This window comes from Vibrio rarus, from assembly GCF_024347075.1.
Classification (GTDB): domain Bacteria; phylum Pseudomonadota; class Gammaproteobacteria; order Enterobacterales; family Vibrionaceae; genus Vibrio; species Vibrio rarus.
Map to the genome: position 1 here is coordinate 157,586 of NZ_AP024901.1, position 24,877 is coordinate 182,462.

The window sequence follows — 24,877 nt, forward strand, 5'->3', positions numbered from 1 at the left end:
CATGATAGCGACAAAACATGGATCTTATCTAGTGGCAAGAAGGTCACACGTTTATATTTATATCGCGGGGTGCATTAAGTATGGGTAGTCTATGGGTATTTACCCCGTAGCTTTTCTTGGATGAAGTCTACAAAGCAACGTATTTTCAAAGGTATATGGCGGCTATGCGGATAAATCGCGTTAATTGGAACCGTATCACTCGAAAAATCATTCAATACTTGAACCAGTTCGCCATTTTCCAGATAACGCTCCATCATCCATATAGGTAGTTGAGTAATACCTAGCCCAGCAAGTGCCATTTCTAAATTGGTTTCACCACTATTACTGCGGACTGTGCCACGAACTGGTATCGAAATCTCTTGATTATCTTCGATAAAGTGCCAATTGTTTAATGAGCGGTTGAAAGTGTAAACGATACAGTTGTGAGATTTTAGATCGTTTGGCCTAGTTGGATTATCATGCTTTGTCAGATAATCAGGCGAGGCAACCAATTTTAAGGGGTTACGAAATAAAGGCCTTGCGATTAGTGATGAATCTTCCAGTTTCTTAGCGCGAATAGCGATATCAATGCCTTCAGCAACCAGATCGATATGGCGCTCATCAATGACCAAGTCCACCTCTATCTCAGGATACTCATTTAGAAATTCAGCAATAAGCGGAGCCAACAATATTCGAGCTATTGGGGCGGGAGCAGCAATACGTAGTGTTCCCTTTGGTGTACTGACTTGTGAACGCATACTTGCTTCAACCTCATCGATTTCCTGCAAAATACTCGCACAATGCCCGAAATACTCCTGACCTGCTTGTGTTAGCGACAACTCTCGGCTCGTTCGTGTTATCAACTTTACACCAAGCTTATCCTCTAGAGCTGATATTTTTTTGCTGACAGTTGCCTGAGAAGTATTTTGCTCTCTTGCTGCTGCCGAGAAACTGCCTGTTTGTATTACGCGTAGAAACACACGCATCGCACCAATTTGATCCATATAGTATTCATTTTTGGAATAGATGGTGTTCATTTTAGCTATCTTCTATAGCTAATCAAGTAGGGGTAATATTTGCTGTATCCCGATTTCAGATAATAACTGCGACATTCATGGAAAGGCATAGAAGAGGAAGCCAACTGCCGAAAGTGGTACGCTCTTCTCGCCAAAGAAACAAGCAGAACTACTATGAATTATCAGCAGTTGACCGAGGGAAGAAGATATCAAATTTCTGCCCTTTTGGAACGGGGAATTTCAATATCTGAAATTGCTAAGACAGTTAAATGCCATCGCTCAACCGTTTATCGAGAGCTGAAGCGATGTAGCAAGAAAGAACAATATCGGCCAGACAAAGCACATCATCAATCAATAGAAAAACGACGGCAAGCCCGTAAGTATCAAGTACCTCAATCGCGTATAGATTTTATAGAGGTTCTGTTGTCTATCGATTGGAGTCCAGAGCAAATATCTAATGTCTTAACCCGCGCAGGGGCTAAAGTGAGCCATGAGTGGATTTACCGATTCGTCGCTCGTAATAAGCGACAAGGTGGAAAGCTATTTAAGCACTTGCGCCAAGGCCATAAGCGGTATCGACGGGGCAAGACAGAGAAAGCACCTGCAATCAAAAACGCAGTTTCAATAGATGAAAGGCCTGACATTGTTGATAGTCGTGAACGCTTTGGTGACTGGGAAATTGATACGGTCTTAGGCAAGCATGGAACGGGGGCAATTGTCACTCTCTTAGAGCGTCAAACGCGTTTTTATCTGACACAGAAAGTGCCCTCTAAGTCAGCAAAAGACGTGACTAACGCAACCATAGCAATGCTGAAGCCTTATAAAGAGTTCGTTCATACTATTACCGCAGATAATGGTCGTGAGTTTGCAGGTCATGAAGAAATAGCACGGGCATTAGAAACCGACGTGTACTTCGCACACCCTTACAGCTCTTGTGAACGAGGAGCGAATGAAAATGCTAACGGCCTGTTGAGACAGTACGTAAAGAAAGGAACAGATCTAAGAACGGTTAGTGATGATGATATTGAAAGGGCGCAACAACGAATTAATTATCGTCCAAAAAAGTGTTTAGGGTTCAAGCAACCTGCTGTCATTTTTAGAGAAATGATGGAGGCTACTTGAATATTAAGAATGTCGCACTTCGGAGTTGAATTCGGGATCAACTAAGCAATAGAAGAGATAAATAATGAAAGCTACTCATACTAAACAAGCAATTCGTGAAGCAATGGATCACCTAATTGACCGCGCAACTAGCTTCGATATCGAAGCGCTAGATACTATCTATCACGAAGACTTTCATACCACGCTGATTATGCCTGATAGCACAGTACAAACGTTTAATAAAATTGAGTTTAAGACGCACTTTGCTAAGCAAGCGGAAGAAGGCAAAACCCAGCTAAACACATGGGCAGAATGGCATGATTACCACATTTTAGGTGACTCAGCTGTGTGCGTATTAAGCCGCAAGCACAGCGGAATGAATGGCGAAGAAATGAAATTACTTTGCAACATTGAACTGCGATTTGAAGATGGACGCTGGCAAGTTTTACGCGAGCAAATCTTCCTTCGTCCACTTGCTGAAGCTTAATTACCTAAAATCGGACATTATTATGAACAATAAAGTTGTCATTATTACAGGCGGAAGCAACGGAATAGGTAAAGCTGCCGCGTTAGAATTTGCTCGATTAGGGGCTAATGTCTTAATTACAGGGCGCAGGGCAGAGCCTTTGGCTGAAGTCGCCAAGTGCCATGCAAGCATAGAAACCATTGTTGCGGATAGTTCTGATGAATCTAGTGCTCAGATCATCGTTGACGCTGCGATAGAAAAATGGGGACGCATTGATGTGTTGGTTAACAACGCAGGAGCTGGAACTAATGCAAACCTAGATGAAATGAATGGTGAAGATATTGCCAATATATTCTCTATTAATGTTGTCGCTACCAGTTTGCTTTCAAAAGCTAGCCTACCATATATCAAGGAAAACAAAGGCAATATTGTGAACATTTCGAGCACGATTGGTCATATGCCTGCTGCGGGCCTATCTCATTACGGTGCAAGCAAAGCCGCGGTCGATTATCTGACTAAATCATGGGCGCTAGAGCTTGCTCCTGACATTCGAGTTAATGCGGTCGCTCCTGGACCAACCTATTCAGGTGCATTGACTGGGATGATGGGGCTTTCTAAAGAGCAAGCTGATAAGGTCGAAAAACAAGAAGAATCCATGATCCCAATGGGGCGACGTGGCAATGCTGAAGATATAAGTCGCTGGATTGTTAAGTTGGCTGAGCCAGAAAGCTCTTGGATAACCGGTCAGGTGATTGGTGCTGATGGCGGATTAGGTTTAAGTTAAAACTTACCTAATAATGAATAATATCGCGTTGCTACTGGTTGATTACCAGAATGATTATTTCCTTTCTTACGATGGTGCTAAATGGTCACTATCTGAGACTGTAGGAACAGGGACATCACACTTCAGTAATAAAGCATCTTTCACTCCATAGTTAAACTGCTCAACAAAGGTTGTAGCCGCATACTGTGGACTGGATTGATCAATCCAAGTTGTCCTATCTATTATGATTGAATAATAAAAACGCTCACATCATTCTAGCTGTGAGCATTACTGTTATAGTCTGGAATTAGGTCCGTTTTATTTCCATGTTTGCTCATAAACTCGCATTAGGTTGCCACCGAATAGCTTGGCTAAATCATCATTCGAATAACCCATTGCCCATAAGCTATCGACGACACCTGCTATGTGTTTTGACAGTTCCGCACAGCCTGTAGAACCTTTGTTAAAGGCATTAACCATGTAGCCGTTATCCGCGTACTTATCTGGGTTTGCGATGGTGAAAGGAACCACTTTCGCTGTGGTCATCATATCATCGGTTGCGATGCCTACATGATCGATACCGGCGACTTTTACAGCGCCATCAATCATTTCGGCAAACTGCTTAGGTGTAATGTCTTCAGGCCACACACCATCCATCATCCACTCGGTTGCGGTCACAGCGATAACACCGCCCATGTTAGCAACAGTTTTCGCTTGTTCGTCAGAAAGAAGGCGGTAACAAGCGGCTAGGCGAAAGTCTGGATCACCTTTTTTTAGGTTCTTCTGCGCCATACGCTTTTCTGTTTCCGTCAGTGTTTCATGTGGCTCACAACCATAAGTAGAGGCGATAGGAGAGTGTGAGTAGATGACAGGCACACCTTTATGATGTTTCTGCATGTAGTCAGTAATGCCTTGCGTTGTGTAATGAGAAGTATGAGAGAGGTCGACGGTAATGCCATGCTTAACCATCTCATCAAGTACCTCTTTACCAAACTCAGTCAAACCACTGGTATCTCCGTTGATCATTGAAATCACGCCAGAGCCTGTCAGTTCGGTTTCGTTGTAAGTGAGCTGCATGGTTTTGACGCCATACTCAGCCATGACGGCCACGTTTGCTGCATCACCCTCTAACGGCATGGTCGTTTGGCTTGCCCACATAATGGCGTACTCGCCATTGTCATGCGCTTTTTGAAAATCATCGACGCTCTTAACGTAACGAATCGGTGTTTTTGCTGAAGAAGACGCTTTAGTCCATTTTCCGTGCTCAGATTTAAACGCAAGCAGGTTAGGTGTATGTGGTGCGCCAAGGGTCACCGATGCGCCAGTGATGCCACGCTCATGAGCCAAATCAATATAGTTCGCCACTTCAGAATCTTTGGTAAAGCCCGTACCGCTTGGTGAAGCGTAAAAGTCGAGTACGATGTTATCGACGACATGTTTTTGAGCGTCTTTAGATGCAAATTCATGCCAGTCTTTGGTTTCAATAGATGCGGTTGCCACTGTAGGTAGCGAGGCAATGGTCGTCGCAAGTAGTAATTTACGCATGATAGTCCCTTATCCAATATGTGTATTGTTTAATAATTATTTTGAAATAGTCAATGATTTCAAATAAGTATAGGACATCATTTAATATATAAAGTGATGTGTTAGTTTTTAGTTTGAACTGTGGTGATCTGTACCATTTATACTGGACATAAAGTTAACGACTTTCCATACCTGTAGTTATCTATGAATTACTAATTTAGGAGAAGTACTGACATACTTCTATCCAAATCCGTGCTGACGGGGCAGATCATCGTAACGCAGAAATGCCGCTATCCAAGCTAGAAGCCTTTTCGTACACCATTAGAATATGTAATGAAGTCGCTAGTCGAATACACACTTATGACATGATGATATGGGAAAGTCATTTCCAATTTGGCTAAAAGAAACGCCCAAAGCTGACAATAATTTTGGGCGTCTCAGTATGTATAGGAAAGCTCTATAGCTCTCTCTAAGCTATGACTTTTCCTGAGTCTTTATAATCGATTTTGCAGCATCAAGTACAGTTTCTGAAAACGGACGAGGACTCCAGTCAAATAGCTCTTGTGCTTTATTGTTGTCAGCACGAACATTCATGCCCAGCAAACCCACCATACCTTTTGCTTCATTATCAAATAGAGACATAAAACGTATTAATAGGTTTGGCGCGATGCGTGTGCTTGGCCCCTTGTAGCCATGCTCTTTGAGTATTTTGGGAATATCTACAAGGCGAGTTGCCTCGGCATGAGAAGCAATAATACGCTGACCGGCAGCCTTAGTAGCCGTCATTGCTTGTACATGGATATTTGCCACATCACGAACATCGACCATAGGCATAGTCACATCGGCGAGCATTGGGATTTTTCCACGTAGCATTTGATCAATCATTGTCATGGATTGCCCTGTAATGTTATCTCCTAATACAGGCCCAAATACTGCACCAGGATGAATGGTTACAAGCTCCATTGCAGAGTGTTGCTTTTCCATAAATTCCCAAGCAGCTTGCTCCGCTAAGGTTTTGCTTTTTGCGTAGGTGCCAATGTCTTTAGAGTGGATATCTGCCCAATCATTGGGACCGAATGTGCCACTCTTCATTGTGGCCATCATCGTCATCGTAGAGCTGGTTAATACGACTCTCTTCACGCCCGCCTTTTTCGCTGCACGTAATGCGCGAAGTGAGCCATCGACAGCAGGCTTGATCATATCATCTTCATGTTTTGGCTCAGCCGCTGCATACGGTGAAGCGACGTGCATAACATAGTCACACCCCTTGGCGGCATTATCCCAGCCTTTGTCTGACGTAAGGTCTAGCTCAATGAATGACAATTCGCTTATATTCACTGATGCTTTCTCTAGCGTATTTGTGATGCTCTGTGCTTTTTTCATATTACGAATAGAGCCACGAACGTGAAAGCCTTGGTCTAAAAGTTGTTTAGCAATGTGAAGACCAATAAAACCTGAAATACCAGTCAATAGAACGATTTGTTTTGCCATAGTAGGAGCCTTGAAGTTTCTTGCCTAAATAAGTACTGGGTGGTATCTTATTGCTAAGTCATTTACCTGTCAACAATAAAATACCACTCGGTATCAAAATATGAATCAAGAAAAGAAAGCATCTCGTGGTCGTCCCACAAAATTCGACCGTAACCACGTGTTAGATATTGCACAACAAAGTTATTGGAAACTCGGTATCAAGCAGGTGTCGATCAATGAATTGTGCAAACTGGCAGGTGTATCTAAGCCAGGTATTTATCGCGAATTTGGAAACGAAGATGGTTTGATGCATGCCGTGCTAGAGCGTTACGACAAGACAATACTCGGCCCGATGCTCAGCTTTTTGAGTTTGGATGCGCCATTCAATGACACCCTACAAAGTTTAGCACTCTACAGTACGAGTGCAGATGAAACCTCTGAAATGCTCAAAGGGTGCCTGTTTGCGAATATGAAAGAGTCGCGTTTGAACTTAGGTGAATCAACAATCGAGAAAATCGATAAAACCTATGAAAATGTCATACAGGCATTTGAACAATGGATTGATGCGGCAAAAGAGAAAGGTGAGTTCAAAATGATGGATATGGATAGCCGATTTGCTGCTATCTATATTTATGCCCAAATCAGTTTTGCTCAATCACAGATGATGAAGGGCGAAACCAGTGAGGATGTTAGGGCTATATTGCAGGTTGCTCTCTCCGTTCTTAGATAGCGAACCATAACCTCATGAATGTTTAGCTCCGGGGATGTTCATCTATTGATGAACATTTTGGATGCTAAACAGACTTACCATTTAACAACACTGTAATTTCTTTGCCTTTGCTTTTGATAAAATGGATGAACTCTTTAGATTTAGAAGGTAAGTGTTGCTTATCGGGATATACCAGATATAACTCTCTTCCTTGTGGGATCCATTCCTTACACAAGCTTATTAGTTTTCCTTCATCTATATGCTGTTGAACTAATCCAGTGGGCAGATACGCAACTCCTGCACCTTGCAAGGCCATCTGTACCGATATTAGAAGATCATCCAATAACAAGCTGTGATCCATAGTTAGGTCAATTGACTCTCCCTGAACCATAAAGCGCCACGGCAATATCAAACCATCATTGTGGTTAAGAATACTAGGCCACTTTAACAGATCTTCAGGTGTCTTAATTAACGGTTGATTTTCTACTAGTTGCTTATGAGCGACTAGAGAATAGTTTAATCGAGATATGGGGAGAGCAATGAGTGAGGAATCGTTAAGTGGTCCAAGGCGTAGGGCAAAGTCAGCTCGCTCTGCGGTTAAATCCTTGGTTCGACTTGAAGAGTCAAACTCTAGTTTAATGCTTGAATACTTAGCTGAAAACGCCGAAAACAACGGCGCAAGAAGGTAAAACACCGTTGCAGGTGCAGAAATATGTAAAGTGCCTACAGGGTTCGCTTTGTGAAATGTCGCTTCATCTTTCAATTCACGCACAGTATCAACCACTAGCTTTGCCCTAGGCAATAGGCGCTCTCCAACTTCACTAAGAGATAGCGATCTGGTGGTGCGATTAAATAATCGTACATCTAGCTCTGTTTCAAGTAGTTGAATCTTCCGACTGATGGTTGTTGTGGGTAGGTTAAGTGAACGTGCAGCTTCTGCAAAACTGCCAAGACGCGCCACCTCAATAAAAACAACTAACTCACTGCTGTATTTCATTCTGTTCACCCGATGATTGAGAGTGATTTATTAACCCATTTTTCGGGACTATCCTTCCCGTTCATCAGTGTACTTAAAATTATCGGTTTAATCTATAGTGGTTTTATTCACGAGCAGTCGGGCTCGTTATTTCGTTATAAACCACAGGATAATTCACGATGACAATTTTAGTTTTGGGCGCAACAGGCAATACAGGTTCAGCAATTATTAATCAGTTAAAAGACAAGCAAGCTGATTTTAACGTTATGGCAACAAGATATGAAGCAGCCTCAAAACTCAATTTAGAAAAAGAACGTATTCGTATTGGAAACTTCAATGATGTCTCTTCATTGATTTCCGCATTTAAAGATATCCAAAAAATTTATTTGTTAACGCCTATTCATCCTTCAGCAACAACTTGGGTGAAAAATGTCATTCAGGCTGCAAAAGAAGCTGGCGTAAAACACATTGTTAAGCAGTCGGGCCTGAAAGCAAGTTTAGATGCAACTTCAGAAGTGATCAGAGAGCACGCGTATACAGATAACCTGATCAAACAATCGGGTTTAGACTATACCTTGATTCAGCCCAACACCTTTTTTCAAAACTTCTACGCTAACCTGCCAAGCATTAACGCTGAGAGCCGTTTCTATTCATCATTAGGTGACACCGCACTTAGCCTTGTTGATATTAACGATGTCGCTGCGGTTGCAGTTGTTGCTCTGACAGAAAGTGGTCATGAAGGTAAAACTCATCATATTACTGGCTCGGAAGCTCTAACTTCAACTCAGCATGCACAGTTATTGAGTGATGCCAGTGGTAAAAAGATTACTTACATTGACATCCCTGAAGTTGCACTTGTCGGTGCATTAAAAGAGGCGGGGTTAGGTGACTGGTTATCGGACAAAATAGGGGGAATGATCACTTGGTTCCAACAAGGTGATTATGGCCTAACTACCAATACCGTTGAAGAAGTAACGGGTCGTAAACCTCGTACCTTTTCAGCATTTGCTCAAGAGCTTTCTCAATCTATAGAAGCGACTAAACAGGACTAAATCACCACCAAATGAATGGCTTTTCATACCTGTAGTTATTCACTAGTTGCCCGTTTCCTATTTTCCGAAACTCACTTTTATCCAGAAGTGAGTTAATGACCTTTATTCGTTACGGTATTCCTCTCTTTTTTGAAGGTTGGGGTAGGTAGGCTCTTAAAAACCACCCCCCTTGTTTGCCAGTCGAGATAGGTTGGTTCTTAAAAACAGCCCTTGTTTGAAAGCTGTATTTTAAAAACTAATCCATACCCATGATTTGTGTTTTTTGCGCTTTGACTCAATATGGCTGAATTACTTTTGCCCCTTTATGTTTTAAGTTAGTTTAAACGGAAGAACTCTAAATCGGAATACACCTATTTTAGGGGGTGGTTACAAGCCCAGTCTCATTTTGCCGACACAAGATCTAATAAGTGATTGTCAATCATAGGATTAGTGTTTATCTTCCTAAGATAACGCGCATTGTTAAAAAGTTATAACATGCACGCTCGTTTTTATGTAAAAATAGAATGCGAAATGTGAAGTATATGCATTATATTTCATTGGGTTGTAGTAGCTTTAATGCAAGCTAGGCAAGCGGAAAATGAGCGGACCAGTTATTAACAATGTTATGTTACTTGACGTAGTCAGCACTTTATTTCCTATATTGGAAAATGTTTAATCTAAAATGAGAATTTACAAATGAAAAAATTAATGAGACTTTTTATTAAAACTGCCCTGATCGTTTTTATACTCATACTTGCCAGTAGCATAAAACTAATAGTTGAAGGAATAATGCAATCAAGGTTAGGAGCATTAGAAATGGTTATTTTATTTGGTGGAGCTGGCGCCGCAATTCGAGCTATATATAAATATGAAGGAAAATCATCAGAAGATTCTAATAAAACTGTATTAAACAAGAATCTTGATGATTAATTATTATGAGATTTTAAATGTAAGTGACAACGCGTCCACTAAAGAAATTAATAAAGCTTATAAAAGGGAAGCTTTTAAATGGCATCCAGATAAAAATAATTCTAATGATGCCAAAGATAGAATGGTAATTATTAATGAGGCTCGATTAATACTAATTGATGATGAGGCACGCATTAAGTATGACAGAGAGTTGGGAAAATATAAGTCATTCAAAGCTTCTAGTATGTACACCTCAAGCAGTGCTGAAGAAGAGTATGTATTTGACGATGAAATATTGTACAGATGGATCAAGAATGCAAGGAATCAAGCCAAAGAGATTGCCAAGGCTTCCTTAGATGATCTAGTCGGCATGTCAGCTGCTGGAGCTTCTGCTTTTTACCATAAAACAAAATACGCCTTAGTACTTTATGCTGCAATCATTATACTAGTTTTGGTCTGTTTTTAGTTAAAATCTATAAATTGAGGAGGCAAACAAACGTAACATAACATAAAAAATAAGGATAAGTGTCGCCCAGCCGACACTTTATCTGGGTGTTGAACAAGCCCAATCGTGTAGTTGTCTTTTATTAGTAAATTGCTCTTTGATGAGTAGCTTGAAATGAACCTCATCGACTTTCTACAAGTCGTACGAGGCTATCGAGTCGAATCCGCTACGATTGACCCTGATGAACTCTAATTATGTTGTGTCCAGAAGTGAGTTAATAATATTTATTAGTTACGGTATTCCTCTCTTTTTTGAAAGTTGGGGTAGGTAGGTTTTGGAAAACCACCCCCCTTGTTTGCCAACTGAGGTAGGTTGACTCTAGAAGACAACCCTTGTTTGAAAGCTGTATTTTGAAAACTAATCAATATCCATGATTTGTGTTTTTTGCGCTTTGACTCAATAGGACTGAATTACTTTTGCCCCAAAGTTTGCTAGAGTAAGGTTGAAACCATCACTATGAATCACACAAATAAAGGGAACATACGTATATCATTTAATGATGTGAGTAGATTACAGAGCCTCCACTCAACTTCCTCCGATAAAAACTCCTTAACTCTCTGATTATCCAATAGTTCTCTTTTGCCATTCGTTTTTGGGATCTCCATATCGTAACCCGCATTTTGGACTGGCACTAAACGCAGGTATTAAATTATGCGATAACTTATGCATAGCGCTAACGACATTTGGCAACTTCGATATCAAATACCAAAGCGTGCTCGCGGCCTATTTGACAACAAGTGAGAATTCAAACGGTCATTAGTCAGAGGGTGCTGGAAACACCCTGTTATGACTTCACGTTTTGAGCGAATCCACCTTTTGCTAACTTGGTTACATGACTGGCTCACTTTTTTATTCTTTACTTCGATTGATTGACCACTCACTTCAACAAAGCGCTATTTGAGTTACTTTTCGTATTACCAGTTACATGCCTAGTGGGTACCTTAGGTTAGTTGAACTTCGCTGTTAAATAAATTATTAAAAAATTTGCATAGGCAAAATATGCGGACTAATATACATTAAGTAGCCACAAGATGTAATTGTAAGACACTATACGGCCTACCAAGGAGGCATGATGACTAAAAAAATTGATAGTGAAAGCATCGCCGAAACTCGTAGTTATTCATTGATACCGAGACTTGATGTAACTGGATTTATTGACCATAAAACGTACCAAAAAGCGTGTTTTACGCTTATCGGTGCGGTTGAATTAGCGTCTTCCGAGACATTTGGGAAAGCGATTCAAGAAATGGAGCATAATGCATTTGTTGAAACATGGGACTATGTTGAAAATCCAGAAGAAATGCTTGAAAGTGTGCCAATTTACAAGCTCTTTGATGCGATGTACCAATATGGTCAATTAGGAAATATTGCCTTTCAGCGAACCCTTTCTGACGATGATTTATTAAGAATGTTGCCTATATTGCACATGAATGATTTTATATATGAGCAATTATTCTCAGCAGAGTCGCCGTCTTACCTCGTTTTGACTATGTTGCACAAATACCTCGCGCGTTTAAAGTTAGATTTGGGGATAAATCTTGATGAAGACTGGGATACTGTTAGCGTCTTTTTCCCATTTGCTCATGCTGAAGATTTTAACCTTTACGAAATAGCGCTATTAGCTAATGTAAAAAACGTTAATTCGATTCGAAACGCAGCATATTCGCAAGAAGATCGTTTACAAACCTTCAAAGAGGATGGAAAGCAATTAGTGACCCGTTTTGACGCAATTGAATGGCTTACAAAACGGAAACACTTTGTTGAGAGTTTCTCTTTAGAAATAGAAGGTGGAACAAAGTCTCCTCTCGACAGAGTATCGGTAACTCCCAAGAGATCACAAACAATATTAACTTACATAACTCGGTCTGGGAAAAATCAAGGCCAGATTCAAGTCCCACATAAGCACAGTAATGGCAAATACGTTGTCAGCATGACTCGATTCGCTGAGGACTATATCTACATAGACTCTATAGAAGATATTTTGGGTTACCTTCAAAAAGGATATAAAGTGCGGATGAGTGGGCGTGATATAAAAACTCCCGCGAGCTTAGTAGGACTGAGCTCAATCAAGATAAACTGAATCCACCCGCGGAGTTAAATCTGCTGTTAATTTCGGTGTTATTGATTAGGAATAATTTAGAAAGAGGATTTCAGAATGATTGAACTTACTGAACATGCAAAACTAAGATCTCAGCAAAGAGGCATCACTCCAGATTGTATTGAAGTATTGAACATGTTTGGTTGTGAAATAAAACATATCCAAGGAGCTATATCTTTGGAACTCGACCACAGAGAGAAAAAGAGACTACGTAGAGTCTTCAAAGCTTGTATGCAATTGGTCGAAAAAGATAATTACGCCATTGTTTCAGAGAGAGGCATAGTTATAACGGTCGCGCATAAATTGAGCTGAGAGAGTACATTTAAACAATCGAAAAAGAACCTTACATAGTATTATCTCGTGACGGTGTTGTAATCACCACAACACACTGATTATAAAATAATGGAAGAGCAATCATGGAAAAGAAAACGTTAAACCACTTCATAGACGCCATTAAATCATGCAACTCAAATGAGCCATGGTCATCAAGTTTGAGACTTCACGAAGACAGTAAAATATCGGTTTATTATTCTCCTTTTGAACATATTAACAACCGTGCAAAAATTGTCATTTGTGGAATTACTCCAGGAAAAACTCAAGCAATGGAAGCTAATCGAATTGCTCGTAACCATTTGATTGCAGGTGATAGCATTGAGGTGGCTTCGAACTCAGCAAAGAAGGTGGCTAGTTTTAAAGGATTTAGAAAACCATTAAGTGCAATGATGGATGAGATCGGATTGAATAAACGCCTTGGATTAGATAGTTGTATAGAATTGTTTGAGGCGAAGAGTGAACTTGTCCACTATACCAGTGCTATTCGTTATCCAACTGTGCTCGCTAATGGGAACAATTACAATGGTACACCACGTGTCACTTCATCGCCTTTCTTACTAAATATGCTCGATACATATTTAGCGGAAGAGATACAAGAGCTAGGTTCTGATTGTCTATGGTTACCTTTAGGAGTAGCAGCATCGCAAGCGTGTGAGTATATGGTTAAGCAAGGCGTACTTCAAAGTAGCCAACTTCTCTTAGGCTTACCACATCCAAGCGGAGCAAACTCCGAGCGCGTTGCCTATTTTCTTGGAAACAAAAAACGAGATAAGTTAAGTAACAAAGTTGACCCAGATAAACTCGATGTAGCGAAACAATTACTAATGAAAAAAGTAGCTAACTTATAATGCAATTTTGAGTAAGTTTGGTAATTAAAGTACGTATAAGTACATAGCAAAATATGAAAATATCTGGAAAAGATGCAGTAAATATCTTGGGGAAAGTATCGTCTATAGTAGAGATTCATAAAAAGATAATACAGACAAATTTTGGTCATATAAGCTTGTTGATGGTAGTAGGGCTGCATTTCCGTTCGACCCCAAAACTAAGACTAGACTGGTTGTTGAGGCTGTAACAGATTCTGTGTAACTGACATTTAGTTAACGTGCTTCTCGACACGGTCTTCGAACTCGATGATAAATCGACTCATCGCCTGACGCCAGTTTTGAATGGGCATCGTCCATTTTTTACTGGCATCTTTAATCGCTAGATAAACCATCTTAGTTGCCGCTTCATCATTTGGGAAGATTTTACGCTTCTTCAAAGCCTTACGTATCACGCTGTTGAGTGATTCAATCGCATTAGTTGTGTAAATGGCTTTTCGAATATCTTGCGGGTAGTTAAATAGCGTATTCAAGTTTTGCCAGTGATTACGCCAAGACTTGGTTATTTGAGGGTACTGGGCGTCCCAGGTTTCACCAAAACGCTCTAATTCAAGTAACGCTTCGTCTTCTGTTGCCGAACGGTATACTCGCTTCAAGTCAGCCGTGACGGCTTTATAGTCTTTCCAAGAGACGTATTTCAGAGAGTTACGTACCATGTGAACGATGCATAGCTGAATATGTGTTTCAGGGAACACGGTATTGATAGCATCAGGAAAACCTTTGAGGCCATCCACGCAAGCTATAAGTATATCCTCAACGCCACGTTGGTTAAGCTCCGTCAAAACATTAAGCCAAAACTTTGCACCTTCGTTTTCTGCTATCCACATGCCCATCAATTCTTTTTGCCCATCAGTATTAATTCCAAGGGCAAGGAAGATGGATTTGTTGATAATACGTTTATCTTGACGCACCTTAATCACAATGCAGTCAAGGTATACTATGGGGTAAAGGGCATCAAGCGGACGGGACTGCCACACAACAATTTCATCGATGACGGCGTTTGTCACTCGCGAAACGAGACTCGGTGAAATCTCAGCGCCGTACCATTCCTCAAAGGCATTGACGATGTCACGCGTGCTCATGCCTTGTGCATAGAGCCACAGAATCTTATCGTCCATAGATGTAAATCGAGATTGGTGTTTTTTAACGAGCTTAGGATCGAAAGAGCCATTGCGATCACGAGGTGTATCGAGTTCGAACTCCCCATCTTCGGTTTTGATCCGCTTGCTACTCTTTCCGTTACGGCTATTTCTTGATTTGGATTGTTGGTGTTTTTCGTAGCCAAGATGCTCATCCATTTCAGCATTGAGAGCTGCTTCAACAGTGATCTTTTTGAGCATCTGACTGAATTCGGTTAAATCTTCAGGGCTTTTAATTCCTTTTGCTGCTTCTTTAGCAAAAGCTTCAAGTGCTTTCTTATCCATGTTGCCTTTCCTTAGCCATTACGGCATTAAGTGTAGGCAGTTACACAGAATTTAGGACAGTCTCTGGTTGTTCGATTTGACCGATTACCACTACCAATTGCTGGCATAACCGATGTTAAAAATATAGCCAGTGACAGTGTGTCGACATCACTAGGACGTGTCTTTACTGGTGGTAAACATAAAGCAAAATACAAAGATCTCGTGGAAAACGAGGAAGCTCTAGTTTCAATGATCAATGCACTAATGTAAAAATAACAAGTGCTTTAATTTAGACTCAACCTGTCAGTTCTCAAATCGGACTGGTTTTCCGCTGCGATTCAAACCAGCCGCAAATGCGGGCGCTAATACACGTCTATCTAACTTGTTTGTGCCCCTTTATGTTTTAAGTTAGTTTTTCTGCACAACATTCTACTTGGCATTTGACTTACTTTTCCTTATGCCAAACCATCCAACTATATGGCCAAGTTTGCTCGGCGCTCTAGAATCCAACTCTTGTGAATTTATACAGTTTATTGGGGTCGAACTCGGTTTAAGTATGAAAAATGGCTTGTTTTGCCCCAAGAGCCCAGTCTCGTTTTTCCGACACAAGATCTAATAAGTGGTTGTTAATCATAGGATTAGTGTTTATCTTCCTAAGATAACGCGCATTGTCAAAAAGTGATAACACGCACGCTCGTTTTTATGTAAAGACAGAATGCGAAATGTGAAGTGAATGAATTATATTTCAGTGAGTTATGGTAGCTTTAATGAACGTTAGGCAAGCAGAAAAACGACCTGACCTGTTATTAACAATGTTAGCTTACGAATGGAATTCATCACAAAGAGATAAGCATGGAAGAAATACAAGATAACCCATACTTACTGGCTTCACGTTGGTCTAGAGTTGGGGCGGCAATAATTGATTCAGTTGTACTAGGCATTGTTATGCTACCTTTGGCGTATTTTACAGGTGGCTTTGACGGTCTTGCAGAATCTCCTCCAGTAGAGCCTTCGTTTAGTTATCAGCTAATCATGGCACTATTGGGTTTTAGTCTTTACTGCGTAGTTAACTGGAAACTGTTGGGACAATCTGGTCAAACTGTAGGTAAAAAAGCCATGAAAATTAAGGTCGTGAACTTAGATGGAAGCCAAGCTAAGGTTCAAGATCTTGTATTCAAACGCTATGCATTTATGGTGTTTATTTCATATGTCCCAATAGTTGGTGGGATATTAAGCCTAATCAACCTTGTAATGATTTTCGGTAAACAGAAACGAGCACTGCATGATAGGGTGGCGAAGACGCGAGTAATCTCAAGCTAACAAATAAGGATACGTGTCGCGCTCCCAACACTTTATCCGGGTGTTGAACAAGCCCGAATAAAGTAGCGGCTCTGACAATGTAACGAAGATTAGTCACAGACCAATCAGGATCTAAATCGTGAGAGGTTGATTCTCCTGACAACCACATAAAGTCGGGTGAGTGCTAGGTAGTCAGTATGACGAACACAAGTGAATCTGTGCAAGGTGCGTTACTGTGGAAGCCGCGGAAGTGGTTTATACGCTGTGGCCAAAAGGCTAGCTCGTAACTCTTGGAAAGAGCCTGTCCCGACTGCGTTATAAGTTGCTGGGTATCAATGATGCCTTAGTAGAGGCTTGATCCGTATGCAGTGAAAGTTGCACGGGCGGCACTTGGTAACAAGTGTCGTCTACTCGACCATTCCAATTCAGAGAACTTTATCAATAAGGTTGAGAAGGCGAAACAGAGACGCATAACAGCCTCATCATTGATTTTTAATGTACAGTTATGTGTTTGCTCATTTCGGGTGTTATGTGAGATATAGCATTGATAACCATTCGCCGATTCGTTTTAAATTTCTGTGATACCTTGCTCTTTATATACATATTGTAAATAATCATTGTTGTTATATTGGATTATTAACTAACGATGTTGAAACTATGAATATCGAGCATGTAAAACTGTTTGTTCGTCTTGCTGCTACGCACAATATCAGCGGTGCTGGGCAAGAGTTAGGCTTGTCACCCGCAGTGGCAAGTTCGTATATTAACAAGCTTGAAATAGCATTAGGCGTGCGCTTGGTGCATCGAACGACTCGAAAGGTTGCACTAACAGAAGAGGGTTTGGCCTTTTTGCCTCATGCCGAAGTGGTGATCGATGCGGTAGAAGCCGCAAAAACCTCGGTTGGTGTTGGTAATCATTTACCAAGTGGTGTGCTAAGAGTCTCTGCTCCAGCCTCATTTGGTCGCATGCATATGATCCCTGCGATGCAAGCGTTTATGGAGGCGCATCCTGGACTAAAAGTTGATTTTCGACTGTCAGACTCAATCATCGATTTGGTTGAAGGTGGTTTTGATATTGCGATCCGAAATGCAGAACTCAAAGACTCCACGCTGGTTGCTCGTAAGTTGGCAATGGACACTCGTATTGTACTGGCATCACCGGCCTATATTGAGCAACATGGTGCGCCTATTCATCCATCTCAAATTGTTAAGCATCAGTTTGTGAATCTCAGTGGCTTTGAGCAATGGATCTTCGAAACCCCAAATGGTCCATTAACCGTGAAAACCCAAGGTGTTTTTAAAGCGGATAATGGTGAGGCTGTACGTGATGCCTGCGCACATGGATTAGGCCTAGCTGTGAGCTCAACCTGGTGTTGTCACGACTACTTACAGCGTGGTGAATTAGTTCAGGTATTAGCGGATTTTCCAATCGTATCCGAATCAGCAATTTGGGCGGTTTACCCGAGTTCAAGATTGCTTGCCCCCAAAGTTAGAGCCTTCATCGATTTCTTTAAAGACTATTTTGGTGAGACCCCATACTGGGACAAGCTTTTTTTAGAAAATAAATAAGGTAAGTGTCGCAGTTAATGAAAAGATCCCAGATAAAGTACAGATCTCAGATTCGGGCCTGTACTTTATTGAAATTTACCAAGCGAAAGTTTGAATCACATTTTCTTGTGCCATCGGGTTGGAAGTAATCGCAGCGTTTAAATTTGTTAAGAATTGCGCTTTTTGATCTAGCAAAAAACCTTTTTGCGGTACTAAGTTATTACCGTGATCACCCCAGTAAAATGTATCGATATTCAGGTTTTCTAATAGGTACTTTTCTTCTCGCAGTACCTGCATTTGTGTGGGCATGATAAACTCACCCCGCTGAACCTGTTGCTCCATCACCGTCCCGGGCTGTACGGCGAGTGCCATAGGGGCAATCTCTTCCGGTTGAGTAATATTTAAAATTTCTGTCGTTGCTTCAATATGCTCATCAGAGCGTTCACGGCCACCTAGTCCAAAAATGAATGATAATAAAGTCTGAATCCCAGCTTCTTTCGCCATCGCCATCCCCTCAATGGCATGCTCTGCAGTCATACGTTTTTTTATGCGCTCAAGAACAATAGGATCACCAGACTCTAATCCTGAGTAACACATATCAAGACCGGCATCCTTAATTTCTTTTAGTTCATTTACCGTTTTACGGCGGAAGTCGTTGAGACCACTGTACATTGAAATTTTAGTTGCCTCTGGAAACGTGCTCTTCAATTTATCTAAAACCTTCAATAGATAGTCAGTACGAGCGGCCATTACATTGCCATCAATTAAAAAAACCGACTCTACAAAAGGATAAATGATACGAGCTTGTTTTATATCTTTAAATACGTCTTCGATATCTCGCACTTTAAAACGCTTATCGTCAAACATGCTACAAAATGTGCAAGTATTGATACTACAACCAAGTGTAGTTTGGATTAAAATACTGCGAGCCTCTGTCCAAGGGCGATAGACTTTACCTTCGTAACGCATAATGGTATCTCCAGCGAGTGCACGTGACTGTGCTTTATTAACTTTGTTGATGATGTGAGTTTAATGGAGTGGGATTAAATTGATAATACCCACCATTTAATAATCACTTTATGCATTTTGTAAATAATTTTAGCGTTTAAATGAAAAAAGCACTGATGGATGTCTCCAACAATGCCTGTTTCATTGTATTGTGGGGGGCTCTCATTTACTCAAGCTTAATTATTGACAGCCTATGTGGGCGATCTGCCGATGTATTGACCATTTCAGGACTATCAAATACAGCATCGAAGTTCGTCACGATTACATCCTTACCGCGAACAATCTATAAACGCCACTTAGATGTTTGTTATTTTCTGTTTTCAGCACAGTGTCAGAAATAAACAGGTCACTGTCTTGCCACACTAACGCATTAGTGAAAAGTAAACCGGTTGCAACCGCGTCGACATCGATGGATGCAAATCGGCTTCACTGAAAGCGTACCAAGTTGCCACTTGGTTTTCGGTGGCTAACTTACCGATCGCGGCCATTTTTGGCGTATCGATATCACCTGCTTTCATCAACGTCTCGTTATGGAAGTTTGGCGATGAAAAATACACATTGCCCAAAGTGTCAATATCGGCGCTCGCGGGAGAGTTAAAGTTATCAGGCATGCTAATCAGTAACTGAGATTGTTCTGCCGCTAGCGTCGTGAGCGGCAGGATGATTGCAGCGGCTAATGCTAGTGGTGAAAACTTTATCATGTACACCTCTTGTTTGAGTCGATTGCATCGAGGGTTTGCAGTTAACCCCCCTTTAACTAGAACAAACTTAGCCACTCTCTCTCCTTACTTGTGTATGCACATAACCATTAAACACCTTCAGCGAACACTAAAAAAAGCCATTCTTAAAGCGCCATTGTAAACAAAATAAATATAGTGTTTATACAATTGCAGCTGTTGTTATGGTTCAGTTCATCAACTAAATTTTGTTCATCACTGGTGAGGACACAGCTCTCAAGCACAATAAATTGTGAGTGGTTAAATGAGTGATCGTTCAATGTCGATAAATGAGCACAAATGTGCTCGCTAAGAAAGCTGGAGAAATATTATGTTTGTAAATAATGGTTGGATCGTTGAAGCAAAGTTAAATGAAGGTGAGTTAGAAAACTTCAAAAAAGTGATGAACTCACAGATCAAACGGGCTTTGACAGAGAATGGGACACTGAATTACCAATACTACATGTCTGATGAAGGTGACATCTTGGTATATGAACGCTTTGCCGATCCAGATGCGTCACACGAACATATTGAAAATTGGGATGATCACGCTGAACGTTGGATTGCCGCCGCAGCCCCAACTCGTATGCTACACCTAGGTGACTTACCTGATGATGTTCGTGAGCGTCATGCAGTCCTATCGCCAACATGGTTAAAACCTTTAGGTGGCTTCGCTCGAAAAGAGGCTGAAGGCAGCGAGATAAAACGTGAAGATGGCTCAACAACGTTTGAAAACTTTGGTTGGATTGTTGAAGCAAAATTGAAGGAAGGGCATCTAGAGGCGTTCAAAGAAGTCATGACATCTCAAGTAGAGCGCGCAAAAACAGAAGAAGGCACACTGAACTACCAGTACTATATGTCTGATGAAGGCGACATCCTAGTGTATGAGCGTTTTAAAGATCTTGAGGCATCACACATCCATATTGAAAACTGGAATGATCATGCAGAGCGTTGGATTGCTGCAGCAACACCAACACGTATGGTACATCTAGGCGATTTACCACAAGAGTTACGAGAAAAACACGCGGCCTTGTCTCCACTACTTTTGAAGCCATTTGGTGGTTTTGCTAAATAAGCCAATGAACAAAAAGGGAGCATGATTATGTCTAACAAATTTTACTCAGTTCTTGAAGTGACACTAACAAATGATGATTGGATCCCAGCGTACATTGGTCCAGCAAACAAGTTAGTGGCGCAATATGGTGGTAAATACCTAGCACGAACTAATAGCCATGAGCGCTTAGAGGGTGATCGCGACCAGCCAGCACTTCGCATCGTAATAGAATGGCCTTTTCGTCAAGCAGCCGTTGATTTTATGAATGACCCTGGTTACGTCCCACACCTAAAGGCACGTACGGCGGGATCAGTAAGCCACCACGCTCTAATTGAAGCTAAAGATGACTTTGCTTAAATGATTCGATGATTAAAACACCAGTCCAACTTTATGGGGTCACATCAGCTTTCATTGAGGTTCGACTCTATCGTGTATATCTAGAGTGTTAGTATAAATTGATTTTTGAATTAATAATTAGCTTAGATATAGAATCAGTATTTAGCTTATTCTAAATAATCGCCAGGATTGGGCGTGCTCATGCATGGAATAAAATATCGCGCAAACGGAGAACAAGTATGAAGAAAACTATCCTTATCACGGGCTCAACAGATGGTATCGGCTTCGAAACGGCGAAGAAACTCATCGCAGAGGGGCATCATGTTTTAATACATGGACGCAACCCACAAAAGCTTGAGAAAGTAAAAGAGGCATTAAAGGCACTCTCTCCAGGGGGGAGTAACGTCGAGGGTTATGTTGCAGACTTATCAAGCCTTGCTGATGTAGAGGCATTTGCAGCCGCAGTGAAAAGTGATCATGCTCGTTTGGATGTGCTAATCAATAACGCAGGTGTTTATAACGTTCCTACAGTGACAACCAAAGATAACCTAGATGTTCGCTTTGTGGTTAACACCATTGCGCCATATCTTCTTACACAGCGTCTGCTTAGTTTGTTTAATGAGTCTGGGCGCATTGTAAATCTCTCTTCCCGTGCTCAAGCACCAGTTAACCTTAGTGCTTTGATAAGCCCAGATGCAAAATCTGATGATGGATCTGTGTATGCACAGACAAAGCTTGCGATTACCATGTGGTCTGTTCATCTGGCTGAGCGGTTGAAAGGTAATGGACCTTTAGTGGTTGCGGTCAACCCTGCATCGTTCCTTGGCAGTAAACTGGTGAAAGAGGCTTATGGTATGGAGGGTAATGATCTGGGCATCGGTGCTGATATTCTTTATCGTGCCGCACTCTCTGATGAGTTTGCCAATGCAACAGGTAAATATTTTGATAACGATGAGGGAGTATTCACCTCACCTCATTCCGATGCGATGAACAAAGCGAAAAATGAAAAAGTGGTGGCTGTAATAGAGTCACTCTTGACAGACAAGTTAGCGATTTAGTTTTCCGAACACGGCCCTCATTATTAACGAAAAGAGCTTGGACTGACCAAGCTCTTTTTTACTTCACTATTAACAAAGTCTAAATACTGATTTTAATTTCAAAAGTATTATAAACAAAATATTTTAGTTTTAAGCTTTCTGCATTGAAATTTCGTAGAGCTGAGGAGCTTAACATGCATTACGAAGGTAAAATTTATCGTCCTTGGATGGAAGCAGAGAGCGTATTGATCCAGACAACACTTGGTTGCAGCAATAACCAATGTACTTTTTGTACCATGTTTGATGATAAGCGATTCAAAGTACGCGATTTAGAAAACATTAACAAACATATCAATCATAACCCGATGACGAAAAAGAACGTCATTGAGACTTATGCTTGGTAAAAAATTAAAAGCACCATAAATACAACGATATATGTCGCTTCTGTGTGATGGATATAGAAACGACACATAATGTACTTAGTGCAAATTTGAGAAAAAACAATATATCTCATGTTAACACTGTTTGTGTTTATTGTTAATTGTTTGGTTTGATTCACTGTCATAGACTCATCACTGTCACGACCAATCGGTCTAAGCACTCATAGTATTTATGGAGATATATGATGAAATATACTGGTTTTCAAACATTTACCACAGAACAGAAAGACGGAATCCTTACCGTTACTTTTGATTTTGGTACAGTAAATGTTCAGGGACAAGAAATGCTCGCAGACTTAAACAGTCTGGCGATGAGACTTGAGCGTGACCGTGAAACTAAGGTCGTTGTCTTCCAATCGGCAAACCCAGAGGTATGGGTATGTCACTACGACACTGAACTGCTAAAAGATATGTCTACTGAAGCAGTATCGCGCGAGGAAGCGCAACTGCTCGACTTGCAAGCAGTATGTGAGCGGATCAGTAAAGTACCACAGGCAACCATCGCTAAGCTAGAGGGCTTCGCTCGTGGGGGTGGACATGAATTAGCACTGGCTCTAGATATGCGTTTCGCTGCCCGTGGTAAGTTTAAGTTTATGCAGATGGAAGTCGGCATGGGTATTCTGCCTTGTGGTGGCGGTGCATCACGCATGGCTCGTCAGGTTGGTCTTGGGCGTGCCTTAGAAATTGTCTTAAGTGCTCGTGATTTTGACGCAGATGAAGCAGAAGCGTACGGTACCATCAACAAAGCACTAGAGCCAGATGAGATCGGCCCTTATGTCGATGCACTTGCACAACGTATCTCTAAATTCCCAGCGGAATCCATCAATGTATGTAAGCAGATGGTATACGAATCAATCGACAAACCAATTGATGAAGCACTAAAAGCAGAAGCTTACTGGCTATACCAAGCAACAAGTAAAACCGCAGCAGTTAAGCGCTTCCAAATCGCAGATGATCAAGGGTTAGAACACGATATGGAGAACCAACGTAACTGGGAAGACCTAGTGATGAAAGTTCAAGACATCAACTAATCGCCAGATATGCTTTATAGAAAGCTCCTGTTAGTCAGGAGCTTTTTATGATTATTTGGCAGTCGAAACCTTGTTACGACCAGAAGACTTACTTAGATAAAGCATAACGGATTATTGCTGTTCGTATTTGGATTAATGGATATTTAGACCCTGCAACGCGCATTAAGCGTTGCAGGTAAATCAAGCATTGCGGGTAAATATAAACGTCTGTCGGGCTAAATTCCCCAGCTGAAATTAACCGCTTTTTCTGACCTATCCCAAAGTTGGCTAGAAACGGAAGTATCTAGCGCGTGTTGGGCTAACTGACATTCCCCTACAGGGCCGGTAAAATAGTTAAATCCGGTTGGGCCGTAAAACCCTTTTTCATCGAGATCCTCTTCAAGCGCGCACATGAGTTCAGGATAAGCCCCTTGTTGTGCTGATTGTGTCAATGGGGTTTTTGTCATTAAACCAAACAGAAATCGCGTTATGAAATTGCCGCTGGTGGTTATGAGTGACGTTCTTGATGAGCCAGGATGGCAAGCGTAAACCTTTACATTGGTTTTATCTGCGGCATTTAAACGACGCTGAAGCTCGTAGACGGACATGATTTGCGCCAATTTACTTTGGCTATACGCCTTATTTGCCGTGTAGTTGTTGTCCCAATTCATATCGTCAAATTGAATGGTTTTAATGCCCATTTTATAACCTTCACTCCCTACAGTGACGATACGCCCATTAGACTGCTCAAGCATAGGTAACAGCAAGCCTTGCAACAAGAAGTGACCATAGTAGTTAACACCCAGTTGACTTTCAAAACCGTCTTCGGTGAGAACTTGTTTCGGCACTTGAGCGATGGCTCCGTTACAAATAAGTGCATCAATTTGCGATACGCTCTGCAGCAGCTCGTGTGCAGCGTGTCTGACAGAAGATAAACGACCTAAATCAATTTGCACAAAACTGAGATCAATATTATGGCCAAGCTCAGAGTGCAGTCGCTCTATCGTGGTATGAGATTTGCTCGGATTGCGATTGAGCATCACCACTTTAGCGCCTTTGGTTAGTAGTATTTTTGTGGCCTCAAACCCCGTACCACTTGTTGCGCCAGTAATAACGTAGGTTTTGCCTTTAAGAGAGCCAATTGTTGCGGGTGTCCACCCTTTAGGACCAAATCTTGTATCACTCATCGTTTTTCTCTGCTGGTGGTTAATTGAGTTGGCTAGGTAGCCGTTTTGTGAGTGCTACTTTAATGATTGAGCAAT

At 41.3% G+C, this 24,877-nt stretch carries 24 protein-coding genes and 2 pseudogenes; 18 read left to right on the top strand and 8 right to left on the bottom strand.

What is annotated here, in order from left to right; all coding sequences use genetic code 11:
• Positions 1-89: 89 nt before the first annotated feature.
• Positions 90-1,016 (bottom strand): LysR family transcriptional regulator, encoded by a 927-nt coding sequence (locus OCU56_RS13750; RefSeq protein WP_261875303.1) that lies wholly within the window; start codon positions 1,014-1,016, stop codon positions 90-92.
• Positions 1,017-1,169: 153 nt separating this feature from the next.
• Between OCU56_RS13750 and OCU56_RS13755 the strand changes: the two genes are divergently transcribed.
• From OCU56_RS13755 to OCU56_RS13770, 4 genes and pseudogenes are all read left to right on the top strand, one after another.
• Positions 1,170-2,117: an IS30 family transposase gene (locus tag OCU56_RS13755; RefSeq protein ID WP_261874150.1), complete on the top strand. Its 948-nt coding sequence runs from the start codon at positions 1,170-1,172 to the stop codon at positions 2,115-2,117.
• A 64-nt stretch (positions 2,118-2,181) separates the two neighbouring features.
• Positions 2,182-2,583 carry a nuclear transport factor 2 family protein gene (locus OCU56_RS13760; RefSeq protein ID WP_261875304.1) on the top strand — a complete coding sequence of 134 codons (402 nt, stop codon included), beginning with the start codon at positions 2,182-2,184 and terminating at the stop codon, positions 2,581-2,583.
• Positions 2,584-2,605: 22 nt separating this feature from the next.
• Positions 2,606-3,346 (top strand): SDR family NAD(P)-dependent oxidoreductase, encoded by a 741-nt coding sequence (locus OCU56_RS13765; RefSeq protein ID WP_261875305.1) that lies wholly within the window; start codon positions 2,606-2,608, stop codon positions 3,344-3,346.
• 13 nt (positions 3,347-3,359) lie between these two features.
• Positions 3,360-3,446 (top strand): annotated as a pseudogene (locus OCU56_RS13770) (cysteine hydrolase); the annotation flags it as partial.
• A gap of 197 nt (positions 3,447-3,643) precedes the next feature.
• Here OCU56_RS13770 and OCU56_RS13775 read toward each other — a convergent pair.
• Complete coding sequence (locus OCU56_RS13775) at positions 3,644-4,870, bottom strand: dipeptidase (RefSeq protein WP_261875306.1); 1,227 nt, start codon at positions 4,868-4,870, stop codon at positions 3,644-3,646.
• A 453-nt stretch (positions 4,871-5,323) separates the two neighbouring features.
• Positions 5,324-6,340 carry an SDR family oxidoreductase gene (locus OCU56_RS13780; RefSeq protein ID WP_261875307.1) on the bottom strand — a complete coding sequence of 339 codons (1,017 nt, stop codon included), beginning with the start codon at positions 6,338-6,340 and terminating at the stop codon, positions 5,324-5,326.
• A gap of 100 nt (positions 6,341-6,440) precedes the next feature.
• On the opposite strand from OCU56_RS13780, the gene OCU56_RS13785 reads away from it, so the two are divergent.
• Positions 6,441-7,049: a TetR/AcrR family transcriptional regulator gene (locus OCU56_RS13785; protein ID WP_261875308.1), complete on the top strand. Its 609-nt coding sequence runs from the start codon at positions 6,441-6,443 to the stop codon at positions 7,047-7,049.
• Positions 7,050-7,113: 64 nt separating this feature from the next.
• Here OCU56_RS13785 and OCU56_RS13790 read toward each other — a convergent pair whose 3' ends face one another.
• Positions 7,114-8,025 (bottom strand): LysR family transcriptional regulator, encoded by a 912-nt coding sequence (locus tag OCU56_RS13790; RefSeq protein WP_261875309.1) that lies wholly within the window; start codon positions 8,023-8,025, stop codon positions 7,114-7,116.
• Positions 8,026-8,183: 158 nt separating this feature from the next.
• On the opposite strand from OCU56_RS13790, the gene OCU56_RS13795 reads away from it, so the two are divergent.
• The 6 genes from OCU56_RS13795 (at position 8,184) to OCU56_RS13820 (ending at position 13,728) form a co-directional block, all read left to right on the top strand.
• Positions 8,184-9,056, top strand: a complete 873-nt coding sequence (locus tag OCU56_RS13795; RefSeq protein WP_261875310.1) for an SDR family oxidoreductase — start codon at positions 8,184-8,186, stop codon at positions 9,054-9,056.
• Positions 9,057-9,731: 675 nt separating this feature from the next.
• A complete protein-coding gene (locus OCU56_RS13800; protein ID WP_261875311.1) occupies positions 9,732-9,965 on the top strand; it encodes a hypothetical protein in 234 nt (77 codons plus the stop codon).
• Positions 9,958-10,410, top strand: a complete 453-nt coding sequence (locus tag OCU56_RS13805) for a J domain-containing protein (RefSeq protein ID WP_261875312.1) — start codon at positions 9,958-9,960, stop codon at positions 10,408-10,410. The genes OCU56_RS13800 and OCU56_RS13805 overlap by 8 nt, the downstream gene beginning before the upstream one ends.
• Positions 10,411-11,518: 1,108 nt before the next feature.
• On the top strand, positions 11,519-12,529 hold the full coding sequence (locus OCU56_RS13810) for a hypothetical protein (RefSeq protein ID WP_261875313.1): 1,011 nt from the start codon (positions 11,519-11,521) through the stop codon (positions 12,527-12,529).
• 75 nt (positions 12,530-12,604) lie between these two features.
• Positions 12,605-12,859: a hypothetical protein gene (locus tag OCU56_RS13815; RefSeq protein WP_261875314.1), complete on the top strand. Its 255-nt coding sequence runs from the start codon at positions 12,605-12,607 to the stop codon at positions 12,857-12,859.
• Positions 12,860-12,963: 104 nt separating this feature from the next.
• The gene (locus OCU56_RS13820; protein WP_261875315.1) at positions 12,964-13,728 is read left to right on the top strand and encodes a hypothetical protein; all 765 of its coding nucleotides are present in this window, start codon (positions 12,964-12,966) and stop codon (positions 13,726-13,728) included.
• A 248-nt stretch (positions 13,729-13,976) separates the two neighbouring features.
• Here OCU56_RS13820 and OCU56_RS13825 read toward each other — a convergent pair whose 3' ends face one another.
• A complete protein-coding gene (locus OCU56_RS13825; protein WP_261875316.1) occupies positions 13,977-15,188 on the bottom strand; it encodes an IS256 family transposase in 1,212 nt (403 codons plus the stop codon).
• Positions 15,189-16,019: 831 nt separating this feature from the next.
• Here OCU56_RS13825 and OCU56_RS13830 point away from each other — a divergent pair.
• Together OCU56_RS13830 and OCU56_RS13835 are read left to right on the top strand one after the other, a co-directional pair.
• A complete protein-coding gene (locus OCU56_RS13830) occupies positions 16,020-16,487 on the top strand; it encodes an RDD family protein (RefSeq protein ID WP_261875317.1) in 468 nt (155 codons plus the stop codon).
• A 636-nt stretch (positions 16,488-17,123) separates the two neighbouring features.
• Positions 17,124-18,035, top strand: a complete 912-nt coding sequence (locus OCU56_RS13835) for a LysR family transcriptional regulator (protein WP_261875318.1) — start codon at positions 17,124-17,126, stop codon at positions 18,033-18,035.
• 75 nt (positions 18,036-18,110) lie between these two features.
• Here the strand turns inward: OCU56_RS13835 and OCU56_RS13840 are convergent, their stop codons facing one another.
• Together OCU56_RS13840 and OCU56_RS13845 are read right to left on the bottom strand one after the other, a co-directional pair.
• Positions 18,111-18,983: a radical SAM protein gene (locus tag OCU56_RS13840; RefSeq protein WP_261875319.1), complete on the bottom strand. Its 873-nt coding sequence runs from the start codon at positions 18,981-18,983 to the stop codon at positions 18,111-18,113.
• 401 nt (positions 18,984-19,384) lie between these two features.
• Positions 19,385-19,798, bottom strand: a complete 414-nt coding sequence (locus OCU56_RS13845) for a hypothetical protein (protein ID WP_261875320.1) — start codon at positions 19,796-19,798, stop codon at positions 19,385-19,387.
• Between the two features lie 271 nt (positions 19,799-20,069).
• On the opposite strand from OCU56_RS13845, the gene OCU56_RS13850 reads away from it, so the two are divergent.
• From OCU56_RS13850 to OCU56_RS13870, 5 genes and pseudogenes are all read left to right on the top strand, one after another.
• Entirely contained in the window at positions 20,070-20,813 is a 744-nt protein-coding gene (locus OCU56_RS13850) for a putative quinol monooxygenase (protein ID WP_261875321.1), read from the top strand.
• Between the two features lie 27 nt (positions 20,814-20,840).
• On the top strand, positions 20,841-21,149 hold the full coding sequence (locus tag OCU56_RS13855) for a DUF1330 domain-containing protein (RefSeq protein WP_261875322.1): 309 nt from the start codon (positions 20,841-20,843) through the stop codon (positions 21,147-21,149).
• 218 nt (positions 21,150-21,367) lie between these two features.
• Complete coding sequence (locus OCU56_RS13860; RefSeq protein WP_261875323.1) at positions 21,368-22,186, top strand: SDR family NAD(P)-dependent oxidoreductase; 819 nt, start codon at positions 21,368-21,370, stop codon at positions 22,184-22,186.
• Positions 22,187-22,359: 173 nt separating this feature from the next.
• Positions 22,360-22,521 (top strand): annotated as a pseudogene (locus OCU56_RS13865) (radical SAM protein); the annotation flags it as partial.
• 269 nt (positions 22,522-22,790) lie between these two features.
• Positions 22,791-23,636, top strand: a complete 846-nt coding sequence (locus OCU56_RS13870) for an enoyl-CoA hydratase/isomerase family protein (RefSeq protein WP_261875615.1) — start codon at positions 22,791-22,793, stop codon at positions 23,634-23,636.
• A 215-nt stretch (positions 23,637-23,851) separates the two neighbouring features.
• Here the strand turns inward: OCU56_RS13870 and OCU56_RS13875 are convergent, their stop codons facing one another.
• Positions 23,852-24,802: an SDR family NAD(P)-dependent oxidoreductase gene (locus tag OCU56_RS13875; RefSeq protein WP_261875324.1), complete on the bottom strand. Its 951-nt coding sequence runs from the start codon at positions 24,800-24,802 to the stop codon at positions 23,852-23,854.
• Between the last annotated feature and the right edge of the window lie 75 nt (positions 24,803-24,877).